Source organism: Emticicia sp. 17c (genome assembly GCF_037153985.1).
Taxonomy (GTDB): Bacteria; Bacteroidota; Bacteroidia; order Cytophagales; family Spirosomataceae; genus Emticicia.
In genome coordinates this window covers 103,015-122,554 of the sequence record NZ_JBBAYI010000013.1, presented here as the reverse complement: position 1 = coordinate 122,554, position 19,540 = coordinate 103,015, and the positions used below count along the sequence as shown (strand labels likewise).

At 39.6% G+C, this 19,540-nt stretch carries 13 protein-coding genes; 6 read left to right on the top strand and 7 right to left on the bottom strand.

Going from position 1 to position 19,540, the window contains the following annotated elements; genetic code table 11:
• Positions 1-340 precede the first annotated feature (340 nt).
• The 3 genes from WAA15_RS21255 (at position 341) to WAA15_RS21245 (ending at position 7,017) form a co-directional block, all read left to right on the top strand.
• Positions 341-2,977 (top strand): MGH1-like glycoside hydrolase domain-containing protein, encoded by a 2,637-nt coding sequence (locus WAA15_RS21255; protein ID WP_337044858.1) that lies wholly within the window; start codon positions 341-343, stop codon positions 2,975-2,977.
• Positions 2,978-3,073: 96 nt separating this feature from the next.
• Positions 3,074-4,600, top strand: a complete 1,527-nt coding sequence (gene amaB, locus WAA15_RS21250; RefSeq protein ID WP_337044857.1) for an L-piperidine-6-carboxylate dehydrogenase — start codon at positions 3,074-3,076, stop codon at positions 4,598-4,600.
• Between the two features lie 344 nt (positions 4,601-4,944).
• Positions 4,945-7,017 (top strand): LruC domain-containing protein, encoded by a 2,073-nt coding sequence (locus WAA15_RS21245; RefSeq protein WP_337044856.1) that lies wholly within the window; start codon positions 4,945-4,947, stop codon positions 7,015-7,017.
• A gap of 72 nt (positions 7,018-7,089) precedes the next feature.
• Here the strand turns inward: WAA15_RS21245 and WAA15_RS21240 are convergent, their stop codons facing one another.
• A complete protein-coding gene (locus WAA15_RS21240) occupies positions 7,090-8,412 on the bottom strand; it encodes a hypothetical protein (RefSeq protein WP_337044855.1) in 1,323 nt (440 codons plus the stop codon).
• A gap of 289 nt (positions 8,413-8,701) precedes the next feature.
• On the opposite strand from WAA15_RS21240, the gene rimP reads away from it, so the two are divergent.
• The 3 genes from rimP to infB all read left to right on the top strand — a co-directional run bounded on the left by rimP (position 8,702) and on the right by infB (position 13,787).
• Complete coding sequence (gene rimP, locus WAA15_RS21235; protein WP_337044854.1) at positions 8,702-9,211, top strand: ribosome maturation factor RimP; 510 nt, start codon at positions 8,702-8,704, stop codon at positions 9,209-9,211.
• 92 nt (positions 9,212-9,303) lie between these two features.
• Complete coding sequence (nusA, locus tag WAA15_RS21230) at positions 9,304-10,548, top strand: transcription termination factor NusA (RefSeq protein ID WP_337044853.1); 1,245 nt, start codon at positions 9,304-9,306, stop codon at positions 10,546-10,548.
• Positions 10,549-10,658: 110 nt separating this feature from the next.
• Positions 10,659-13,787: a translation initiation factor IF-2 gene (gene infB / locus WAA15_RS21225; RefSeq protein WP_337044852.1), complete on the top strand. Its 3,129-nt coding sequence runs from the start codon at positions 10,659-10,661 to the stop codon at positions 13,785-13,787.
• A 73-nt stretch (positions 13,788-13,860) separates the two neighbouring features.
• On the opposite strand, the gene WAA15_RS21220 is transcribed toward infB, so the two are convergent.
• The 6 genes from WAA15_RS21220 to WAA15_RS21195 all read right to left on the bottom strand — a co-directional run bounded on the left by WAA15_RS21220 (position 13,861) and on the right by WAA15_RS21195 (position 19,531).
• Complete coding sequence (locus WAA15_RS21220) at positions 13,861-14,898, bottom strand: aldo/keto reductase (protein ID WP_337044851.1); 1,038 nt, start codon at positions 14,896-14,898, stop codon at positions 13,861-13,863.
• 75 nt (positions 14,899-14,973) lie between these two features.
• Positions 14,974-15,738, bottom strand: a complete 765-nt coding sequence (gene map / locus WAA15_RS21215) for a type I methionyl aminopeptidase (RefSeq protein WP_337044850.1) — start codon at positions 15,736-15,738, stop codon at positions 14,974-14,976.
• A 177-nt stretch (positions 15,739-15,915) separates the two neighbouring features.
• Positions 15,916-17,481: a ribonuclease Y gene (gene rny / locus WAA15_RS21210; RefSeq protein ID WP_337044849.1), complete on the bottom strand. Its 1,566-nt coding sequence runs from the start codon at positions 17,479-17,481 to the stop codon at positions 15,916-15,918.
• Between the two features lie 164 nt (positions 17,482-17,645).
• Positions 17,646-17,942 (bottom strand): cell division protein ZapA, encoded by a 297-nt coding sequence (locus WAA15_RS21205; protein ID WP_337044848.1) that lies wholly within the window; start codon positions 17,940-17,942, stop codon positions 17,646-17,648.
• Between the two features lie 36 nt (positions 17,943-17,978).
• A complete protein-coding gene (locus tag WAA15_RS21200) occupies positions 17,979-18,350 on the bottom strand; it encodes a hypothetical protein (RefSeq protein ID WP_337044847.1) in 372 nt (123 codons plus the stop codon).
• Between the two features lie 11 nt (positions 18,351-18,361).
• Positions 18,362-19,531: a trans-sulfuration enzyme family protein gene (locus WAA15_RS21195; protein ID WP_337044846.1), complete on the bottom strand. Its 1,170-nt coding sequence runs from the start codon at positions 19,529-19,531 to the stop codon at positions 18,362-18,364.
• Positions 19,532-19,540: the final 9 nt, after the last annotated feature.

The window sequence follows — 19,540 nt, the reverse complement described above, 5'->3', positions numbered from 1 at the left end:
TAATTGCCAAATAATCCTCAATAGATTATAAAAAACAACAAATTTAATTTTTAGACATGCTCTTATTACATTTCCTGCAAAACTTATATCAGGCAATATATTTGCTTAAATTATATTTACTCATTTTTGATGTGAATAGCCATAATTATATACCGAAAAGCACAATTAATACCAGCAAAATAGCTTTAAATTACAGCTTTTAAGGGTTATTCGGAGGGTACTTGGTTTTTATTGTATTATATCAACAAGTTTTTTAATTTTTACAATTGATTCTGGGCAAACTATACCTTCGTATTCATTTTTTTCTATTTTTGCGTATACCACCTAATAATTACCTACTATGACAGAGTTGGCCGAGAAGATACGACTAAACCTAAGAAAAGACAATAAAGGATGGAAAAGATGGGGTCCTTACCTATCAGAAAGGCAGTGGGGAACAGTAAGAGAAGATTATAGCGTTTATGGCAGCACGTGGGATTACGTGTCGCATGATATGGCCCGCTCGTGGGCGTATCGGTGGGGAGAAGATGGCATCGGCGGAATCTCAGACAATAAACAGTTTTTGTGTATTGCCTTTTCGTTCTGGAACCATCAGGATAAAATAGTAAAAGAACGCCTTTACGGGCTGGCTGGCTCTGAGGGGATACACGGCGAAGACGTAAAAGAACTCTATTATTATCTGGATAGTACGCCTACTCATTCATATATGAAGATGCTTTACAAGTACCCTCAGAATGAGTTTCCTTACAAAAGAATTATTGACGAAAACCAGCGTCGAAACCGCAAAGACCCTGAGTTTGAGCTTATCGAAACAGGAATCTTTGATAATAATGAATACTTCGATATTTTTATAGAGTACGCCAAAGCCGATGAAACCGATGTGCTGATAAAACTCACGGCTTATAATCGGGGTAAAAAGGCGGCTCCGCTCACCATACTTCCTACAATCTGGTTCCGTAATACGTGGTCATGGGGCTATGAATCCTTCAAGCAAAAACCTATGCTTACGGGTATTGCCAATTCGCAGATTGAAGCAAACCATCATATTATAGGTAAATATAAATTATATATTGAAGAAGCCGACGAACTACTGTTCTGCGAAAATGAAACCAACATGGAGCGGGTTTTCGGAAAACCTAATAATTCGATGTTTGTTAAGGATGGTATCAGTAATTATGTCGTAACCGGAAAAGACAAGTACGTTAATCCAAACCGCATAGGGTCAAAGGCGGCAGCTAAATACACCAGGAAAATTGAAGGTGAAGGAAGCGTTACTATTCGTTTAAGATTCAGCCAGAACAAGCATATCAGTAAGCCGTTCGATGATTTTGACGAAACATTTGCCCAGAGAATTCAGGAGGCAGAAGAATTTTATGGTGATTTGCAGAAGAATATCAAAGAAGAAGAATTGAAGAAAATCCAGCGTCAGGCATTTGCTGGTATGATGTGGAATAAACAATTCTACTACTATAACATTAATGAGTGGACAAACGGCGACCCTAAAATGCCTTTTGAATTTAAAGGAAGGGCTTATCAACGGAATCATACATGGAAACACGCCTACATGGCTAATATTCTCTCGATGCCTGATAAATGGGAATATCCGTGGTTTGCCGCTTGGGACCTCGCCTTTCATACACTTACTTTAGCCCGTATAGACCCCGATTTTGCTAAAAGACAACTGGCAGTTATTCTGCGTGAATACTACATGCACCCTAATGGGCAATTACCAGCTTATGAATGGAATTTCTCGGATGTTAATCCGCCCGTACATGCTTGGGCTACTTGGAAAGTATACGAAATTGATAAAAAAGCCAACGGCAAAGGTGATATCCTGTTTCTGGAAAAAATCTTCCATAAACTTCTGATAAATTTCACTTGGTGGGTAAATCAGAAGGACGAAGAAGGAAACAATATTTTCGGCGGAGGATTCTTGGGGTTAGACAATATCGGGGTATTTGACCGTAATACACAAATACCCGGTGTAAAACTCGAGCAGGCCGATGCTACCGGATGGATGGCTATGTATACGCTCAATATGCTTCGTATTGCCTGCGAAATTTCACTCGAACGGCCTGTGTATCAGGATATGGCTTCAAAATTCTTCGAGCATTTTCTGCATATTGCAGGGGCAATCAATAAGCCTATCAAGGGTAATGATTTAGGTTTGTGGGACGAGTCAGACCAGTTTTATTATGACAAACTTCATGCACCTAATGGTGAAACTATCTTCATGAAAATACGCTCTTATGTGGGTTTGATTCCGCTTTGTGCCGTAGAAGTACTCAATGAAGAAACACTAGCTAAACTGCCCGATTTTAAACGCCGCCTTGAATGGGTTTTAAACAACCGACCCGACTTGGCTTCACTAATTTCACGCTGGCACGAACCCGGTAAAGGAGAAACACACTTGCTTTCGTTATTGCGTGGGCATCGGATGAAAATGGTCGTAAAACGTATGTTTGATGAAGCCGAGTTTTTATCTACCTACGGAATCAGGTCCTTATCGAAGTTCCATAATGAAAACCCCTATAAGTTTAATCTGCATGGCGAAATCCTGAGTGTTCAGTACACACCGGCTGAATCTGACCTTAGCATAATGGGAGGGAACTCAAACTGGCGTGGGCCGATATGGTTTCCTATTAATTTTCTGCTGATTGATTCGCTATTGAAATTCTATGAATATTATGGCGATGATTTTGAGATAGAATACCCAACTAACACAGGTAATCTTATGTCAATTAAAGAAGCTACTAATCTGGTAGCCCAACGGCTGATTAATATATTTGTGATGAATCAGGCACAGCAACGCCCAGCAATGGGGAGTATAGAAAAATTTGATAAAGACCCGTATTTTAAAGATTTATACCTATTTTACGAATATTTTAACGGCGATAACGGTGCCGGACTAGGGGCTTCGCATCAATGTGGCTGGACTGGCCTCGTAGCTGACCTCATTGCGCATATTTACGAGTAACAGCCATCAATCTTAAATACATTAGAAGCGATACAGTAGATGCTGTATCGCTTTTTTGTATCTTTGTCATAGTTAAATCAACAAACAAAGCCATCAATGAAAAAAGTATTAAAACAACTTCAGATAAAATCTGTGAATCATGGTGTCAGTACAGGGCAACAAAGCTGGGCAGGCGGAGGAAAGGTATTAAGCTCTTATTCGCCTGTTGATGGGCAACTCATTGGCAAGGTTCGTCAGGCAACATCACAAGACTACGAAAAGGTAGTTATACAAGCACAGGAAGCCTTTAAAATATGGCGCGAGGTACCCGCCCCAAAAAGAGGCGAAATTGTGCGCCAGATGGGCGATGCCCTGCGTGCAAACAAAGATAACCTCGGCAAACTGGTAAGCTATGAAATGGGTAAAAGTTTACAGGAAGGTTGGGGAGAAGTACAGGAAATGATTGATATCTGTGACTTTGCCGTTGGTTTGTCGCGCCAGTTATATGGGTTAAGTATGCACTCTGAGCGTATTCAGCACCGTATGTACGAGCAATGGCATCCGCTTGGTATTGTGGGCATTATTTCCGCTTTTAATTTTCCGGTGGCTGTGTGGTCATGGAATGCCATGTTGGCATGGGTGTGTGGCGATGTATGTATCTGGAAACCATCTGAAAAAACACCATTGTCAGCCATAGCCTGCCAGAATATTATTTGGGAGGTACTCCGTAAAAATAATGTTCCTGAAGGTATATCAGGGCTAATTATTGGAGATAGAAAAGTAGGCGAATGGCTCTCAAACGATACCAGAGTGCCTTTGGTTTCTGCTACGGGTTCAACACGTATGGGTAAGGCAGTAGGGCAAGCCGTGGCTAATCGTTTAGGTAAAAGCCTGTTGGAACTAGGCGGCAATAATGCCATTATTGTAACAGAAAATGCAGATTTGCAGATAGTGATTCCGGCAGTTGTATTCGGTGCAGTGGGTACCGCTGGCCAACGTTGCACTACTACCCGTCGCCTGATTTTGCATGAAAGCATTTATGAAGATGTTAAAAACCGACTCGTAAAAATATATGCCCAGTTACGCATTGGTAACCCACTCGACACCAATAATCATGTAGGGCCTCTTATTGATACCGATGCCGTGAATGCTTACAGCACAGCTATCGACAAAGTAGGGCTTGAAGGCGGGCGAATTTTATATGGTAATGAAGTATTAAGCGGAGAAAGCTACGAATCAGGGTGCTATGTAAAACCAACACTAGTTGAAATAGATACACAAACGCCAGTGGTTTGCCATGAAACTTTTGCGCCTATACTCTATTTAATGAAATATAAGACACTTGATGAAGCCATTGACCTGCAAAATGCAGTACCTCAGGGCTTATCGTCTGCTATTTTTACATTAAATGTCAGAGAAGCCGAACAATTTTTAGCAGCCTCTGGCTCTGACTGCGGTATTGCCAACGTAAATATTGGTACTTCAGGAGCCGAAATAGGAGGGGCCTTTGGCGGAGAAAAAGAAACAGGCGGCGGGCGTGAAAGTGGCTCTGATTCTTGGAAAAACTATATGCGCCGCCAGACCAACACAATCAATTACAGTAAACAGCTTCCTCTGGCACAGGGCATCAGGTTTGATATTTAATAATTGCTATACTATTTGGTATTATAGGGGCCGATGTTGCTACATCGGTCTCTTTTTATATAAAAAAGACCGAAAAACAAGGTTTTTTTCTGCAAAATAGGAAAAAAAATTCGTGCCAAAATTTTTAATGCTACCACTAAATAATATTTCAGATAACACTAATAGCACTTTTTAATGGCGTTATTTTTTAGCTTATCGGATAAATTTTACCAAATAAACCTTTTTTTCTTCTGAATATCGAAAATAAGACTTTTTCGCTTACAAATAAGACAACTTTGTACTAGGAAATGGCTTGAAAATTGCTATTCAAGCTAATACTAAAATCAATTTAATACCTTCAATAAATGAAAAAATTAGCGTTCTATTTACCTACAATTCTTTTTGCTGTATTACTCAATGCCTGCGCACCAGATATAACTGATTTAACCCCTGTTCCAGGAACATCGACTAATACAAGTACTAACATGGACAAACTTAATGTCCCAGCAAGTTTTAATTTCAATACCACAGGAGACGTAAAGTTCGACATTGGTACCTTCGACAACACCGATAAGCCCATAAGAGGCGTAGTAATTTCAGTATACAGTTATCCTGAAAACAAACTTCTTTTCAAAGGAATTACTTCTACCACAGGTATGCTGAGCATGACACAGAAAATTCCTACTTATGTTACTAAAGTTTCGGTAAGGCCAAATTATGTCGGGTTGCCTATTGAACTAATCGTTGAAGTAGCCAATAATAAAGTTCAGGTTAATTTTGGTGGTAAAGACCCTAAAATTACCGGTAGCATTATTGATGTTACAAATGAAAACAACCAGTCGCCCTCAATAGCTGGAGCCAGAATTGCTCAGGATTATCCCCCTATTTCATACATGGGTTCATGGAATTCGGCAGGGGTTCCTAATTATCTTGAAAAAACAAGAGACGAATTATCCTCAAAATTCCTTGAAAGTATCAATGCCAGTGTTCCTGAAGGAGACCCTGTTCCAAAATCTCACCCTGACTACCTGAACCCAAGTAACCGCAACTGGTTATATATTAAAGAACTGGCCGATGTTTGGGTAACGTTTGTACACGAAGGCGCAGGTTGGCAGAATACATTGGGGTATTATACATTTGACCCTCTCAACCCTCCAAAAAAACCTACTGATATCAGCAAAGTAAATATTATCTTCCCGAACGTATCTTATAGTGGCAGTGGTGGCGGACTAGTGTCGGGTGATAAAGTAAAACTAGGCCGATTTGAGGCAGGTACAGGTATCGGATTCGTGTTATTGGCTAATGCTTACAGTAACGGTACTGTTGGAAAAGGTTATTATGCACATTTCAGCCATGATGCCCTGAATATAGAAACTTCAAAGGATATTCAACGCCACCTGATAGTTTTAAACGACCCTGTAACAAATCGTATGGTGTTAGCTTTTGAAGACGTTAGCCGTCAGAATACACCAATTAACTGTGATAACGACTTTAATGATGCTATTTTCTTTGCTACATCAAATCCGGTAAAAGCGATTGATACCGATAATGTACCCGTAGTTGATAGCTCAACAGATACTGATGGTGATGGCGTAGGTGATACTCGTGACGAATATCCGAACGACCCAACAAGAGCCATTAACAATTACACTCCATCAAAAAACACTTATAATACCATCGCTTACGAAGACTTGTGGCCTTTTCAAGGGGATTACGACATGAACGACTTGATTCTGAATTATCAGTTTCAGGAAGTATTGAATGCACAAAACCAAGTAGTTGAAATAAAAGCCAAGTTTTATGTAGGTGCCATTGGTGCAACATTTAAAAGTGGCTGGGGTTTTGAAATGCCAATTGACCCATCTTTAGTGAAGTCGATTACAGGGCAGTCGTTAACCACTGGTAAAATTAAAACTCTGTCGAGTGGAGTTGAGGCAGACCAGAAATACGCAACCGTTATTGCTTTTGACGATGCCTTTAATCAGGTAAAATCGTCGGGTGGTTTTATCAATACTGTAACAGGCTCATCATTGGTAACTTCTGATACCTTAAGACTTAACATCAGCTTTACAAGCCCGATCGACAAAGCAAAACTTGGTAATGCTCCTTATAACCCGTTCTTGTTCAGAAGCGAAGAAAGAGGAAAAGAAGTACACTTGATTAACCAGACACCAACCAGCAAAGCCGACCTTTCGTTGTTCGGAACAGGGCAAGATGGCTCGTCAGTATCGAAAGGAATTTATTATAAAACATCGAAGGGGCTACCGTGGGCAATAGATTTTCCGGTACAATTCAGATATCCGGCTGAAACAAAGGCAATTGTAGATGCTTATCTTAAATTTGCCGCATGGGCTGAAAGCGGTGGTACAAGTAATACTGATTGGTATTTGAATAAAACAGGCTATACTGACGAAACTAAGATATTCGTGGGTAAATAATTGATAAATTTATAATGAATAATAGCTATCGTTGTTTGACGATAGCTATTTTATTTTATCCTCACTTTATGCTTATTGCTGAGCTTTAATTAAGTCAGTCGGGCGAACTGCATTACTCAGCAACCATTGAAATAACTCCCAACGTTTGTTGGCGTTAGCTGCTGTTCCTCCGTTCGACTCTATGTATTTTTTTACAATATCTTGTCCGTAGTTATAGTTAATTACATAGCTTCTGTATTTTTTGATAAAATTAATGTCTTTTACCGCCAAATTTTTTTCACGTAGGCCATAATTCATCAGCCATTTATTTACCTCAGTTTCGCTCATGGTGTTGTTAATAATTCCTCGAGCTACTTCGTTGCGGGCATAAGCAAGCTGAGCTTTCAGGGCTAGAGCCTGAAAATATAAGTCAGTATTTTTGCCATCCATCCCTGCCAGCGGTAAAAGTACGTCTTTCACAAACTTGTTTTTTTCTGTTCCCGGAAACGCAATCTCAATGCCATAATTGGCACTTCCTTCTGCAATCAACGATTGAGGGCTAAATAACGGATACAACGATATTTCAACCCAGCCTTTGTCATGGTACAGGTTTTTCTCGAGAAGCATATTATATACATGATGCCCCGGATACCCCTCATGGCAAGCTAAATCGATGGCTCGTTCGATAAAAATAGGCAGGTCAATGCTGATTTGTATTTTACTCTGATAATTCCCCTGATACCAGTTGTAGCCAGACCACGGCTTGCCGGTTACGTACTCAAGCGTAAAGTTTTCGTTGGCAGGCAACTGATAATGCTGTAAAGTACGTTTACGGGCTTCGGCAATAGCGGTTTTAAAAACCGTATCAACTTTTGCTTTCGGAATAATAAACTGGCTGGCTAGTTTCTCAAAACGCGCGTTGATACTCCCTTGCCCGGGCAATAAGCTGTCTAGCTTTGCCACTAATGCCTGATAATGGCTTTCAGGATAAGTAGGGGCAATTACACCGAATAAATCTTTCGATTCCTCGTCAAACAACTGATATTTCTGCGAAAATATATTAATTCTACGTCCGAAAGCTATTAATTGGCTCGACATCCACTTAGCTCTGCCCGCCAGTGTATCGTTTTTTTCATTGGCATTAAATTCAATCAATTGCCCTATTAAATTATTAGCAGCAGCCAGTAAGCTATCTTTAGGGAAAACTGCCTTGGGTTGTACCATTGGTTTGAGCGAGTCAGGGCCGTAATACGCATCTACAAAATCGGCATCATATTGCCCGATTGTAAGCCCAAGCCTGACATATTTTGCGGCTAGCGCATTCAATTTTGCCTGAGAGTCATTATTGGTGTTTGTTTCCTTACAGGCAAGTACGCTGCAACAGACCAGTAATAGAGAGAGAAAACCTTTTTTCATAATCGTTTATCAATGAAAAATTTATGTGAGAAGTATAGCCTGAACTAAAACTAAATTAATGCAAAGAAACCAAAAATTGCACAATAAAAAAGCATGGCCTGCTAACGCAGCTTTAGTTGTGATATGGAATAATATTAAATCTGGTATAGATAATGTATATTGAAGAGGGGAATGATAGCTTATTTACCAATCAAATTTGTAAAAAAAGAAAAATATTCTTATATTTGCATGAGAATTGTGCAAAAGGAGGAGAGCAGTCCTCCTTTTTTCTTTAAATATAGCTAGAGCAATGCTGAAAATTGGCTTTGGCAAGACCGAGAATATGAATACTGAGCATAAAGAAAAAATAGAACAACTCTTACAACCACTTCTTGAAAATGATAAATATTTTGTGGTTGACATAAAAGTGTCTTTGTCTAGGCTGAATAGTAAAGTAACTGTTTTGCTTGATTCAGACGAAGGCATAAAGATTGACGAGTGTAGCGAAATCAGTCGTAAACTGGGCAAAGAACTAGATGAACTTATGCCCGATAAATATACATTAGAAGTTTCGTCGCCCGGTATAGATTTTCCGCTGAAAAGCGAGCGGATGTATCGGAAAAACATAGGCCGGACTTTAAAAGTAGTTCTAACAGATGGGAAAGAAATCAAAGGCAAATTGGAGGGTCTTGCTAACCATGAAATTACTTTGATTGAAGAAAAAAAACGAACCGGCAAAGCTAAAAACGAACCCATCGAGCCTATAAACATTTCACTTGAAAATATAAAAGAAGCACAAGTAGTTATTTCATTTAAATAAAATTATAATTAAGAAATTTGATTTAATGAGTTTTGATGAATGAGCAGATTCATTCACTAAATCAACAAAATCACTAACTCATGATATAGTATATGCACAGTGGAGAGTTAATTGCATCGTTTTCAGAATTTGCCCGCGAAAAGAATATTGACCGTCCGACCATGATAAAGGTCTTAGAGGATGTGTTCCGGACAATGATTCGTAAAAAATTTGGTACTGACCACAATTTCGATGTTATCATAAATGCAGATAGTGGTGACCTTGAAATGTGGCGTACACGCGAAATTGTAGATGACAACTCTGAAGATATATGGGACCCTGACAAAATTATGTTGTCGGAGGCTCGCAAGATTCAGCCTGACTTTGAAATTGGTGAAGAAGTAGCTGACGAAGTGAAACTGGAAGACTTCGGTCGTAGAGTAGTACAAACGGCTCGTCAGACACTTATTCAGAAGATTAAAGATTTAGAGAAAGAAATGCTTTATGCCAAATATAAAGATTTGGTAGGAGAGCTGATAATAGTAGAAGTTTATCAGATTTTAGGAAAAGAACTGGTTTGTCTGGATTCAGAAAGCAACGAATTAGTGTTGCCAAAAACAGAACAGATTCCGAAAGACCGCCCAAGAAAAGGTACCAGTATCAAGGCAGTTGTTCATAAAGTAGAAATGAATAACGGAACCCCTCGCATCACCTTGTCGCGTACCTCACCTGTATTCTTGGAGCGTTTATTTGAGCAAGAAATTCCTGAAATTCTGGATGGTCTTATATCAGTTCGTAAAATTGTACGTGAACCCGGTGAAAGAGCCAAAGTGGCTGTTGAGTCGTATGACGACCGTATTGACCCGGTAGGAGCTTGCGTAGGTATGAAAGGCTCGCGTATTCATACCATTGTGCGTGAGTTGGAAAATGAAAATATAGACGTGATTCAATGGACTGATAACCTTAACTTGTTAATTTCAAGAGCCTTAAGCCCTGCTAAAATCAGCAGTATTCAGGTTGATAATGAAAAGAAAAGAGTATCGGTTTATTTAAAACCAGACCAAGTTTCGCTTGCTATTGGTAAAGGAGGGATGAATATCAAATTAGCTGGTAAATTGGTTGGGATGGAACTTGATGTATTCCGTGACCTTGAAGGAGAAGAAGAGGAGGAAGACGTTGACCTATCTGAATTCTCAGACGAAATTGAGGAATGGGTATTGGATGAGTTCCGTAAGATTGGTCTCGATACTGCAAAAGCAGTGTTGGCACTTTCAAAAGAAGATGTTGCCCGTCGGACCGAACTGGAAGAAGAAACAATTGCAGAGGTGCTTGAGATTCTTAGTAAAGAGTTTGAATAAGACCAGATGGAACAGTAAGCACGTAAACCGTGTTATTTATCTGGAGGTTTGAAAAACTTTACGTACATCCAGCAACTCAAAATAACTCAACTGACTTTTTAATTTACTTTATGATAGAACAAAAAGAAATGCGAATAAGCCTTGCGGCTAAGAAACTAAACGTTGGGATTGCTACCATCGTTGAGAAACTTGCTATAAAGGGACATCGTATTGATAATAATCCAAACGCCAAACTCAATTTCGAGCAATTGAGTATTTTGTCGAAAGAATTTCACAATTCTTCTTTGCTTGATGAAAGTTCGGCTGTTAAACCAGTAGAAGAACCAAAAACTTCTTCTGGGGATATGGATATTCTTTATTTTAGAGAACAACCTAAAGTTGAAGACAAAAAAGTAGAGAAAACACCTGAAAAAGCCCCCGAAAAACCAGTAGAAGTTATTCGGGCTGAGCAAAAACTGCCAGGAACTACCGTTTTAGGAAAAATTGATCTTGACAGAAAACCCTCTACACCCTCAACCCCAACACCTGAACCTCCAAAACCAGAACCAGTTGTAGTTGAAAAACCTAAAGTTGAAGAAGAACCTCCAAAACCTGTGGTTAAAGAACCCGAAAAACCGGTAGTTATTGAAACACCAAAAGTTGAGGTAAAACCAGAACCTAAAGTTGAAGAGCCAGTAAAACCAGTGGCAGAACCTGTGAAAGTAGAACCAAAGCAAGAAGAAAAACGCCCGGTTGCAGAAAACCCACGTCAGAATGCACCTCAGGAACGCCGGTATGATAATAACCGCGATAATCAGGGGCATGGTAACCAGAACAGACCTAATCACTGGAACAACAACAATAATAATAATCAGAATAGGAATAATAACCAGAATACTGGTAATTCGGATAGAAATAATCAGGGGGGAGGCAACAATCAGAACCGCCCGCCAAGAAACCAGCAAACTGGCTATCAGAATAAACCTAATTTTGAACAAAGACCGCCACAAGAACAATTCAAAAAACCTGAGCCTAAACCAGCAGTAGAGCCAGTTGAAAGCGAAGAACCAGAATTGATTCAGGCAAAAGGTGAAAAACTACAAGGCTTAAAAGTACTTGGAAAAATTGAGCTGCCTGTTGAAAAGAAAAGCAGTAGCAGCAGCAACGAAGACAGAGACTCGAAACGCAAGCGTAAACGCAAACGCGTGAAGAGAGCCGAAAAGGTTAATAACCTTGAAAATGGTGCTAAACCAAAACCACAAACAGCAACAACTCCTAATGCGAATGCAACAGGAGCCAAAAAAACTGATAACAAGAAGAAAAAGGAACGTCGCGAAGAAGTATCTCAGACAGAAGTAAAAGAGCAAATCAAGCAAACGATGGCTCGTATGCAGACCAAAGGGCCTGACTTCGGAGCGAAATACCGTAAGGATAAACGTAAGATGCGTGCCGAACAAGAAGAGCAACGTATCATGCAGGAACAAGAAGAAAGCAATATCCTGAAAGTAACTGAGTTCATTTCAGCTTCTGAATTAGCATCAATGATGAACGTATCTGTAACCGAAGTTATTTCAGCTTCAATGAAGATGGGTATGTTTGTTTCGATTAACCAACGCCTTGATGCCGAGGTTATTCAGATGCTTGCCCTTGATTTTGGTTTTGACGTACAGTTTATTTCGGCCGAAGAAGAAGTTCAGTCAGACGTTATTGATAAAGACGAAGACATTGAAGATACTGAGCCAAGAGCACCAATCGTGACTATCATGGGTCACGTTGACCACGGTAAAACATCTTTACTAGACTATATTCGTCGTACCAGAGTAGCTGCTGGTGAAGCAGGGGGAATTACCCAGCACATTGGAGCTTACTCGGTAGAAATGAAAGACGGCCCGAACAAAGGTAAAAAGATTACGTTCCTTGATACACCCGGTCACGAGGCATTTACCGCCATGCGTGCCAGAGGTGCAAAGGTAACCGACGTTGTTATTGTTGTGGTTGCGGCTGACGATAGCGTGATGCCTCAGACACGTGAAGCAATTAACCATGCGCAAAACGCAGGTGTGCCAATTGTGTTTGCCATCAATAAAATTGATAAACCCGGGGCTAATCCGAGCAAAATACGTGAAGACCTTGCCAAAGAGAACATTCTTGTCGAAAGCTGGGGTGGTAAATATCAGGAGCAGGAAGTATCAGCCAAACAAGGAACTGGTATTGCCGACCTTCTTGACAAAGTATTACTTGAAGCCGAATTACTTGAATTGAAATCTAACTCGGAAAGAACAGCCGTAGGTACAGTAATTGAAGCCTCTCTTGATAAAGGCCGTGGGTATGTAGCCACTATCCTTGTACAAAATGGTACGCTTAAAATCGGAGACATTATTCTGGCAGGGCAGTATTTCGGCCGTGTGAGAGCAATGGTTGATGACATGGGCAGCAAAATCAAAAAAGCAGGCCCTTCAACACCTGTACAGATTTTAGGTTTGCCGGGTGCTCCACAAGCAGGTGACAAGTTTAACGTAATGGAGTCTGAACGTGAAGCCAGAGAAATTGCCAATAAACGTGAGCAGATTATCCGTGAACAAAGTCTTAGAGCCAGAAAACATATTACGCTTGAAGAAATTGGCCGTCGTAAAGCCATCGGTACTTTCCACCAGTTGAATGTCATTGTAAAAGGTGACGTGGATGGTTCAGTAGAAGCCCTTTCTGACTCATTATTGAAATTATCGACCGATGAAGTACAGGTTTCTATCATCCATAAGGGTGTAGGGCAAATATCGGAGTCTGACGTAAACCTTGCATCAACAGCCGATGCTATCATTATCGGCTTCCAGGTACGTCCTTCTAACAATGCCAGAAGAATAGCCGACCAAGAAGAAATCGAAATTAGATTGTATTCAATCATCTATGATGCTATCAATGAAATCAAAGATGCGATGGAAGGCTTGTTGGCACCTAAGGAAGAAGAAACAATTGTTGGTACTGTTGAGGTAAGAGAAACCTTCAAAATCAGCAAAGTAGGTACTATTGCAGGTTGTTACGTAACTGACGGCTCAATTAAACGTAACAATAAAGTTCGTTTGATCAGAGAAGGTATCGTAATTTATGAAGGAGAGATTTCTCAGTTGAAGCGTTTCAAAGATGATGTAAACGAAGTAAAAACCAATTTTGAGTGTGGTTTGAGCATTAAAGGCTTTAACGACATTGAAGTAGGCGATACTATTGAAAGTTTCGAAATCAAAGAGGTTAAGCGTACGCTTTAATATTCTCTTGAAAATAATAAAAGTAAAAGGCTCTTCAATCGAGGAGCCTTTTGCTTTTTATGAATCTTTTATTTTAATAAAACTTTGGTGGCGGATTCAACGTTAGGTTCTGGCGTTGATGCCAATATGGATAAATAGGCAATACATCACTTGCTTTATCAAGTCTCTGAACTTGTTCCGTAGTCAAGTTCCAGCCAATAGCTCCAAAATTCTGTTTTAGCTGCTCTTCATTACGAGCACCAATAATAATACTCGAAACCGTAGGGCGTTGTAAAACCCAGTTAATAGCTACCTGTGCAATAGTTTTGCCTGTTTCTTCAGCTATTTGTTCCAGTACATCAACTACATCAAAAAGTATTTCCTCATTAACGGCCGCGGCCGGAATCGGGCTGCCACCTTGTGCTACTCGGGTATCGCTGGGTTTTGCCTGATTACGTTTATATTTGCCCCCAAGAAGCCCCGCAGCTAATGGCGACCAAACAATAGCACCCACTTTATTTTCAATACCCAGAGGCATTAATTCCCATTCATAGTCACGATTAGCCAAAGAATAATATACCTGATGTGCAACGTAGCGATTCCAGCCGTATTTCTCCGAAATAGCTAATGATTTCATCAAATGCCAGCCAGAAAAATTAGAAGCAGCAATATATCTCACCTTACCACTTTGAATTAAATCATCTAACGTACGTAAAGTTTCTTCAACGGGTGTGTTCCCATCAAAACCGTGCATGTGGTAAATGTCGATATAATCGGTATCCAAACGTTTCAGGCTACCCTCGATTTGTTTCAACAAATGAAAACGAGAGGACCCCTGATTATTAGGTCCTTGCCCAAAAGTAAAAGTAGCTTTGGTAGAAATAAGTAACTGGTCTCTCTTACCGGCAATAGCTTTGCCAAGAATTTCTTCTGATAACCCCTGTGAGTAAACATCGGCTGTATCGAACAGATTTACGCCTGCCTCCAGACACAAATCAACAAGGCGGGTGGCTTCTTCAATTTGTGTACTTCCCCAAGCCTTGAAAAACTCGGTTCCACCACCAAAAGTAGCCGTACCGAAACTCAATACGGGTACTTGCAAGCCCGAAGCCCCTAATTGTCTGTATTCCATAATAATGTTGTTTATAAGTAAAAGTTTAGATGTCAGCAATGAAATGAGTAACGCTAATGAATGAAATGAAAAATATTAATTCCATATTTCGTTCATTTCGGTCAGAATAACAGGCTTGTCAGACGTTACAATAATTGTATGCTCATGTTGAGCAACATAGCCACCTTTATTTCCGGTTAGTGTCCAGCCATCTTTTTGGGTTTCTGCCATAGTTGAATGTGTGGCAATAAAGGTTTCTACGGCTACAACCGAATTTTTTCTGAATCTTTCGGTGTTATATCGGTCATAAAAATTAGGTATTTCGCTAGGTTCTTCATGTAGGCTTCTGCCAACGCCATGCCCAGTTAGGTTTCTGATTACTCTATACCCTGATTTCTTGGCTTCTGTTTCAATCAGGCGGCCTATATCGGCTATTTTAACACCGCCCTTAATCTGACCGATAGCTGTTTTTAAGATACGTTTTGATGCTTCTACCAAAGAGGTATGTTTGTGTGTATCGGCACCGAGTACAAATGACCCTCCGTTATCTGACCAAAAGCCATTCAGTTCTGCCGAAACATCAATATTAATTAAATCACCTTCTTGCAGAATAATTTTTTCTGACGGAATACCATGCGCAATCTCATGATTAACACTAATGCAGGTAGCTCCCGGAAATCCATACGTAAGAGAAGGAGCAGATTTAGCCCCTAAGTTGGCTAAAACCTTTGCCCCAAAGTCGTCAAGTTGTTTGGTGGTCATACCGGGTTTAGCATAATTCCGCATTTCTTTGAGTGTAAGAGCAACAGCTTCACTCACCAGTTTCATCCCTATTAATTCAGCTTCTTTGGTAATAGACATATTTCTTGAATGTTATTTTCTATTTCAACAAATGAATAATATTTATGATTCAGAGATGAAATCAGTATTTTGGTTTAGTTATAAATTGCTAGGCGTTCAAAAGGTATTGAGTCAAGATTTAAATATAAAAAAAGGCGTTGGTTTACAACGCCTTTCAAGAAAGTTTATTTGAAAATATTATTTAGCATAAGCAACACTACGCATTTCACGGATAACAGTAACCTTAATTTGACCCGGATATTGCATTTCTTTTTCAATACGTTGTGAAATATCAAACGACATCTTGCTTGCAATTTCGTCGTTTACGTTTTCAGAGTCTACAATTACGCGCAATTCACGTCCGGCTTGAATGGCATAGCATTTTTCAACACCATTGAATGATAAAGCCAGTTCTTCCAAATCGCGTAGGCGTTGTACATAAGATTCCATCATTTCGCGTCTTGCACCCGGACGAGACCCCGAAATAGCGTCACAAACCTGTACGATTGGTGAAATCATGGAAGTCATTTCAATTTCATCATGGTGAGCACCAATAGCATTAATTACCTCAGGATGTTCTTTGTATTTTTTAGCCAGTTCCATTCCTAGCAGCGCGTGCGGTAATTCTTGTTCTTCGTGCCATACTTTGCCAATATCATGCAATAAGCCTGCGCGTTTGGCTAGTTTCGCATTTAACCCTAATTCGGCAGCCATTGTGGCACACATTTTGGCTACTTCGCGTGAGTGTTGAAGGAGGTTTTGCCCATAAGATGAGCGGAAACGCATTCTGCCAATCATTCTGATTAACTCAGGGTGTAAGCCATGTATACCTAAATCGATAACCGTACGCTCGCCAATTTCGACGATTTCGTTTTCTATATCTTTTTTGGTTTTACCTACTACTTCTTCAATACGGGCAGGGTGTATACGGCCATCTTGTACCAGACGGTGTAAAGACAAACGAGCAATTTCGCGGCGTACAGGGTCAAAACTTGAAATTACGATTGCCTCAGGGGTATCGTCCACAATTACTTCAACGCCCGTAGCGGCTTCTAAAGCGCGTATGTTACGCCCTTCGCGGCCAATAATTTTACCTTTAACTTCGTCACTTTCAATATTAAATACAGATACACAGTTTTCAATGGCTTGTTCTGAGGCGGTACGTTGGATAGTCTCAATAATAATTTTCTTAGACTCTTTCGTTGCTGCCAGTTTAGCTTCTTCAATGGTTTGTTTAATGAAAGAAGATGCCTTTGTTTCAGCTTCACCTTTGAGGGCATCAATAAGCTGTTGTTTAGCTTGGTCGGCTGTCAGGTTCGCAATTTTTTCTAATTGTTCTACCTGCTGGCTAAGCATTTTTTCTGCTTCGTCTTTACGTTTATTAGCTACTTCAATCTGTTCGTTAAGTTTATTTTGTAACGAATCAAGTTCAGCTTCTCTACGTTTGTTTTGTTCTAGCTGGTGCGCAGCCTGTTGCTGCATTTGTTTTACCTTTTGCTCATTCTGAATAATAATGCTTTTACGCTTGTTAGCGTCTTCATCAAATTCGGCTTTTAACTTTAAAAAGTGTTCTTTAGCTTCGAGAATTTTGTCTTTTTTAATGTTTTCGGCTGTTTGTTGAGCATTTTTTAGTAATTCATTGGCACGTACTTCGGCTTCTGCCTCTTTGCTTTGGAAAGTTTTCTTAATAAATGCTCGACCTACAAAGAAACCTATTACCAAAGCTAACAGGTCTGTAAAGAGCATTGTTATAATATCTGACATTATTTATATGTTTTAAAAAATTATGAATGATACATAAACCATTTCTATTAGATTTATTTTTTGTTGTCTGAATGGGTTCAGACCGAAAAATAACAAAAAATCACCAAAAATGATTTGATTTGGCAGGTAAATGAATACACTAAAATGAAGAAAATCAGATTTTTTTAGTTGAGTGTAAGGCGATTGTTGAGGTCTTCCAGCCTTTTGTCAAGGTCTTTTTGTAATAAATGGTATTTATCTTGATTCTTTTGGTTCTCTACTACTCCTTCAATAGCGACAATTATTAGAAAATCTAAAAAATCCATTTCACCATCGTCATTTTTTTTCATATAAAAACTAAGACGTTGATTGACAAAAGTAGCCGCTTTCCGGAAGTACGGTTCTAACTCAGGCTGAATTTTAAGTGTAACTACACGTTGTAGTACTCTTAAGTTTATTTCTATTTTTTCACTATCTGCCATTGTTTGTTAGACTTCCGGTAGCTATGTCAGGTTACATTATTCTTCGTTTAACAACTCAACGCACACATCAATCTCTTTTATTAAATCCTCTATTATTTTCTTCAATTCAGCTTTTTCTTCTGCCTGCTGTATTTTATTTGCTACAATTTTAACACTTTCTTTTTTAATTTCTTTGTTTTTTTCAATAAAATCTTGTTTTTTTTGCTTAATTTTTAATTTTTTTATCTCTTCATCCTTGTCTTTGATGATTTTATTGAGTGAGTTAATCTGAGATTTCAGAGATAGAATTTCTTCCTGAGCCAGCGATTTCTCGAATAAAAGGGTATTGGTTAGCCTACTGAAAGTAGTGAACGCCTGCATATTTTCAGCTTTGACTATCTCGGCAATATATTGTTGTTCAACTGTCATGGCTATGGTAGTTACATACTCTTTTTGGCTGCTTGTTTGAAATCGGCAATTAAATCATTGATATCTTCCAGACCAACCGAAACTCTTATCAAACCTTCGGTAATGCCTAATTTAGCTTTATCCTCTTTAGGTAATTTGGCGTGCGTGGTTGTATTTGGGTTAGTAATAATAGTTCGTGAGTCGCCCAGATTTGACGACAGTGAGACTATTTTTAAGGCCTTTGTAAATTTGTTTACACGTTCAAAGCCTCCTTCTAACTCAAAAGTAACCATGGCTCCACCTGCTTTCATTTGTTTTTTAGCTAGAGCATACTGTGGGTGCGAAGGCAAATGAGGGTATTTTACATGAATTATACCTGCCATTTTCTCTAAAGCCTTAGCCAGTTTTGTAGCATTTTCGCAATGCCTTTGCATCCTGATTTCGAGAGTTTCGAGGCTTTTGGATAATACCCACGCATTGAAAGGAGACATTGAAGGCCCTGTATGGCGGCAGAAGAAACGGATTGGGGCAATCAGTTCTTTAGTGCCAGTAATAACTCCACCCAAAACTCTACCTTGGCCGTCCATAAATTTGGTAGCTGAATGTACTACCAGATTAGCCCCGTAGTCGGTAGGGGTATGGATAACGGGTGTAGCAAAACAGTTATCTACATAGTAAATTAACCCATATTTTTTTGCAATGCGCCCAACCATTGCCATATCAACTAACTCTAAACCCGGGTTTGAAGGGGTTTCAAGGTAAATCATTTTTGTATTTGGCTGAATGGCTGCTTCCCAATCACTTTCAGGAGCGGTAGCATCAAGATACGTTTGTGTAATACCCCATTTAGGTAAAATCTGTGTCAGAATCTGGTGAGCAGAGCCAAACAAAGCTCTTGAAGACACTACGTGGTCGCCTGATTTAAGATGCGCAGCAAATCCGGCAAAAACAGCGGCCATTCCCGTAGCAGTTGCCAGCCCCTCCTCACAGTTTTCGAGCATACAAACTTTGTCGATAAACTCCTGTACAGAAGGGTTTGAAAATCTTGAGTAAATATTGCCTTCAAGCGTTTCGTCGAAAAGGGCTTTACCTTGTTCAGCATCTTCAAAACAGAAACTGCTGGTTAAAAACAGTGGTGTAGAGTGTTCTCTATATTGTGACCGTTTGGTTTGAATTCTTATCGATTGCGTTTGTTTTTTCATTGCACACTC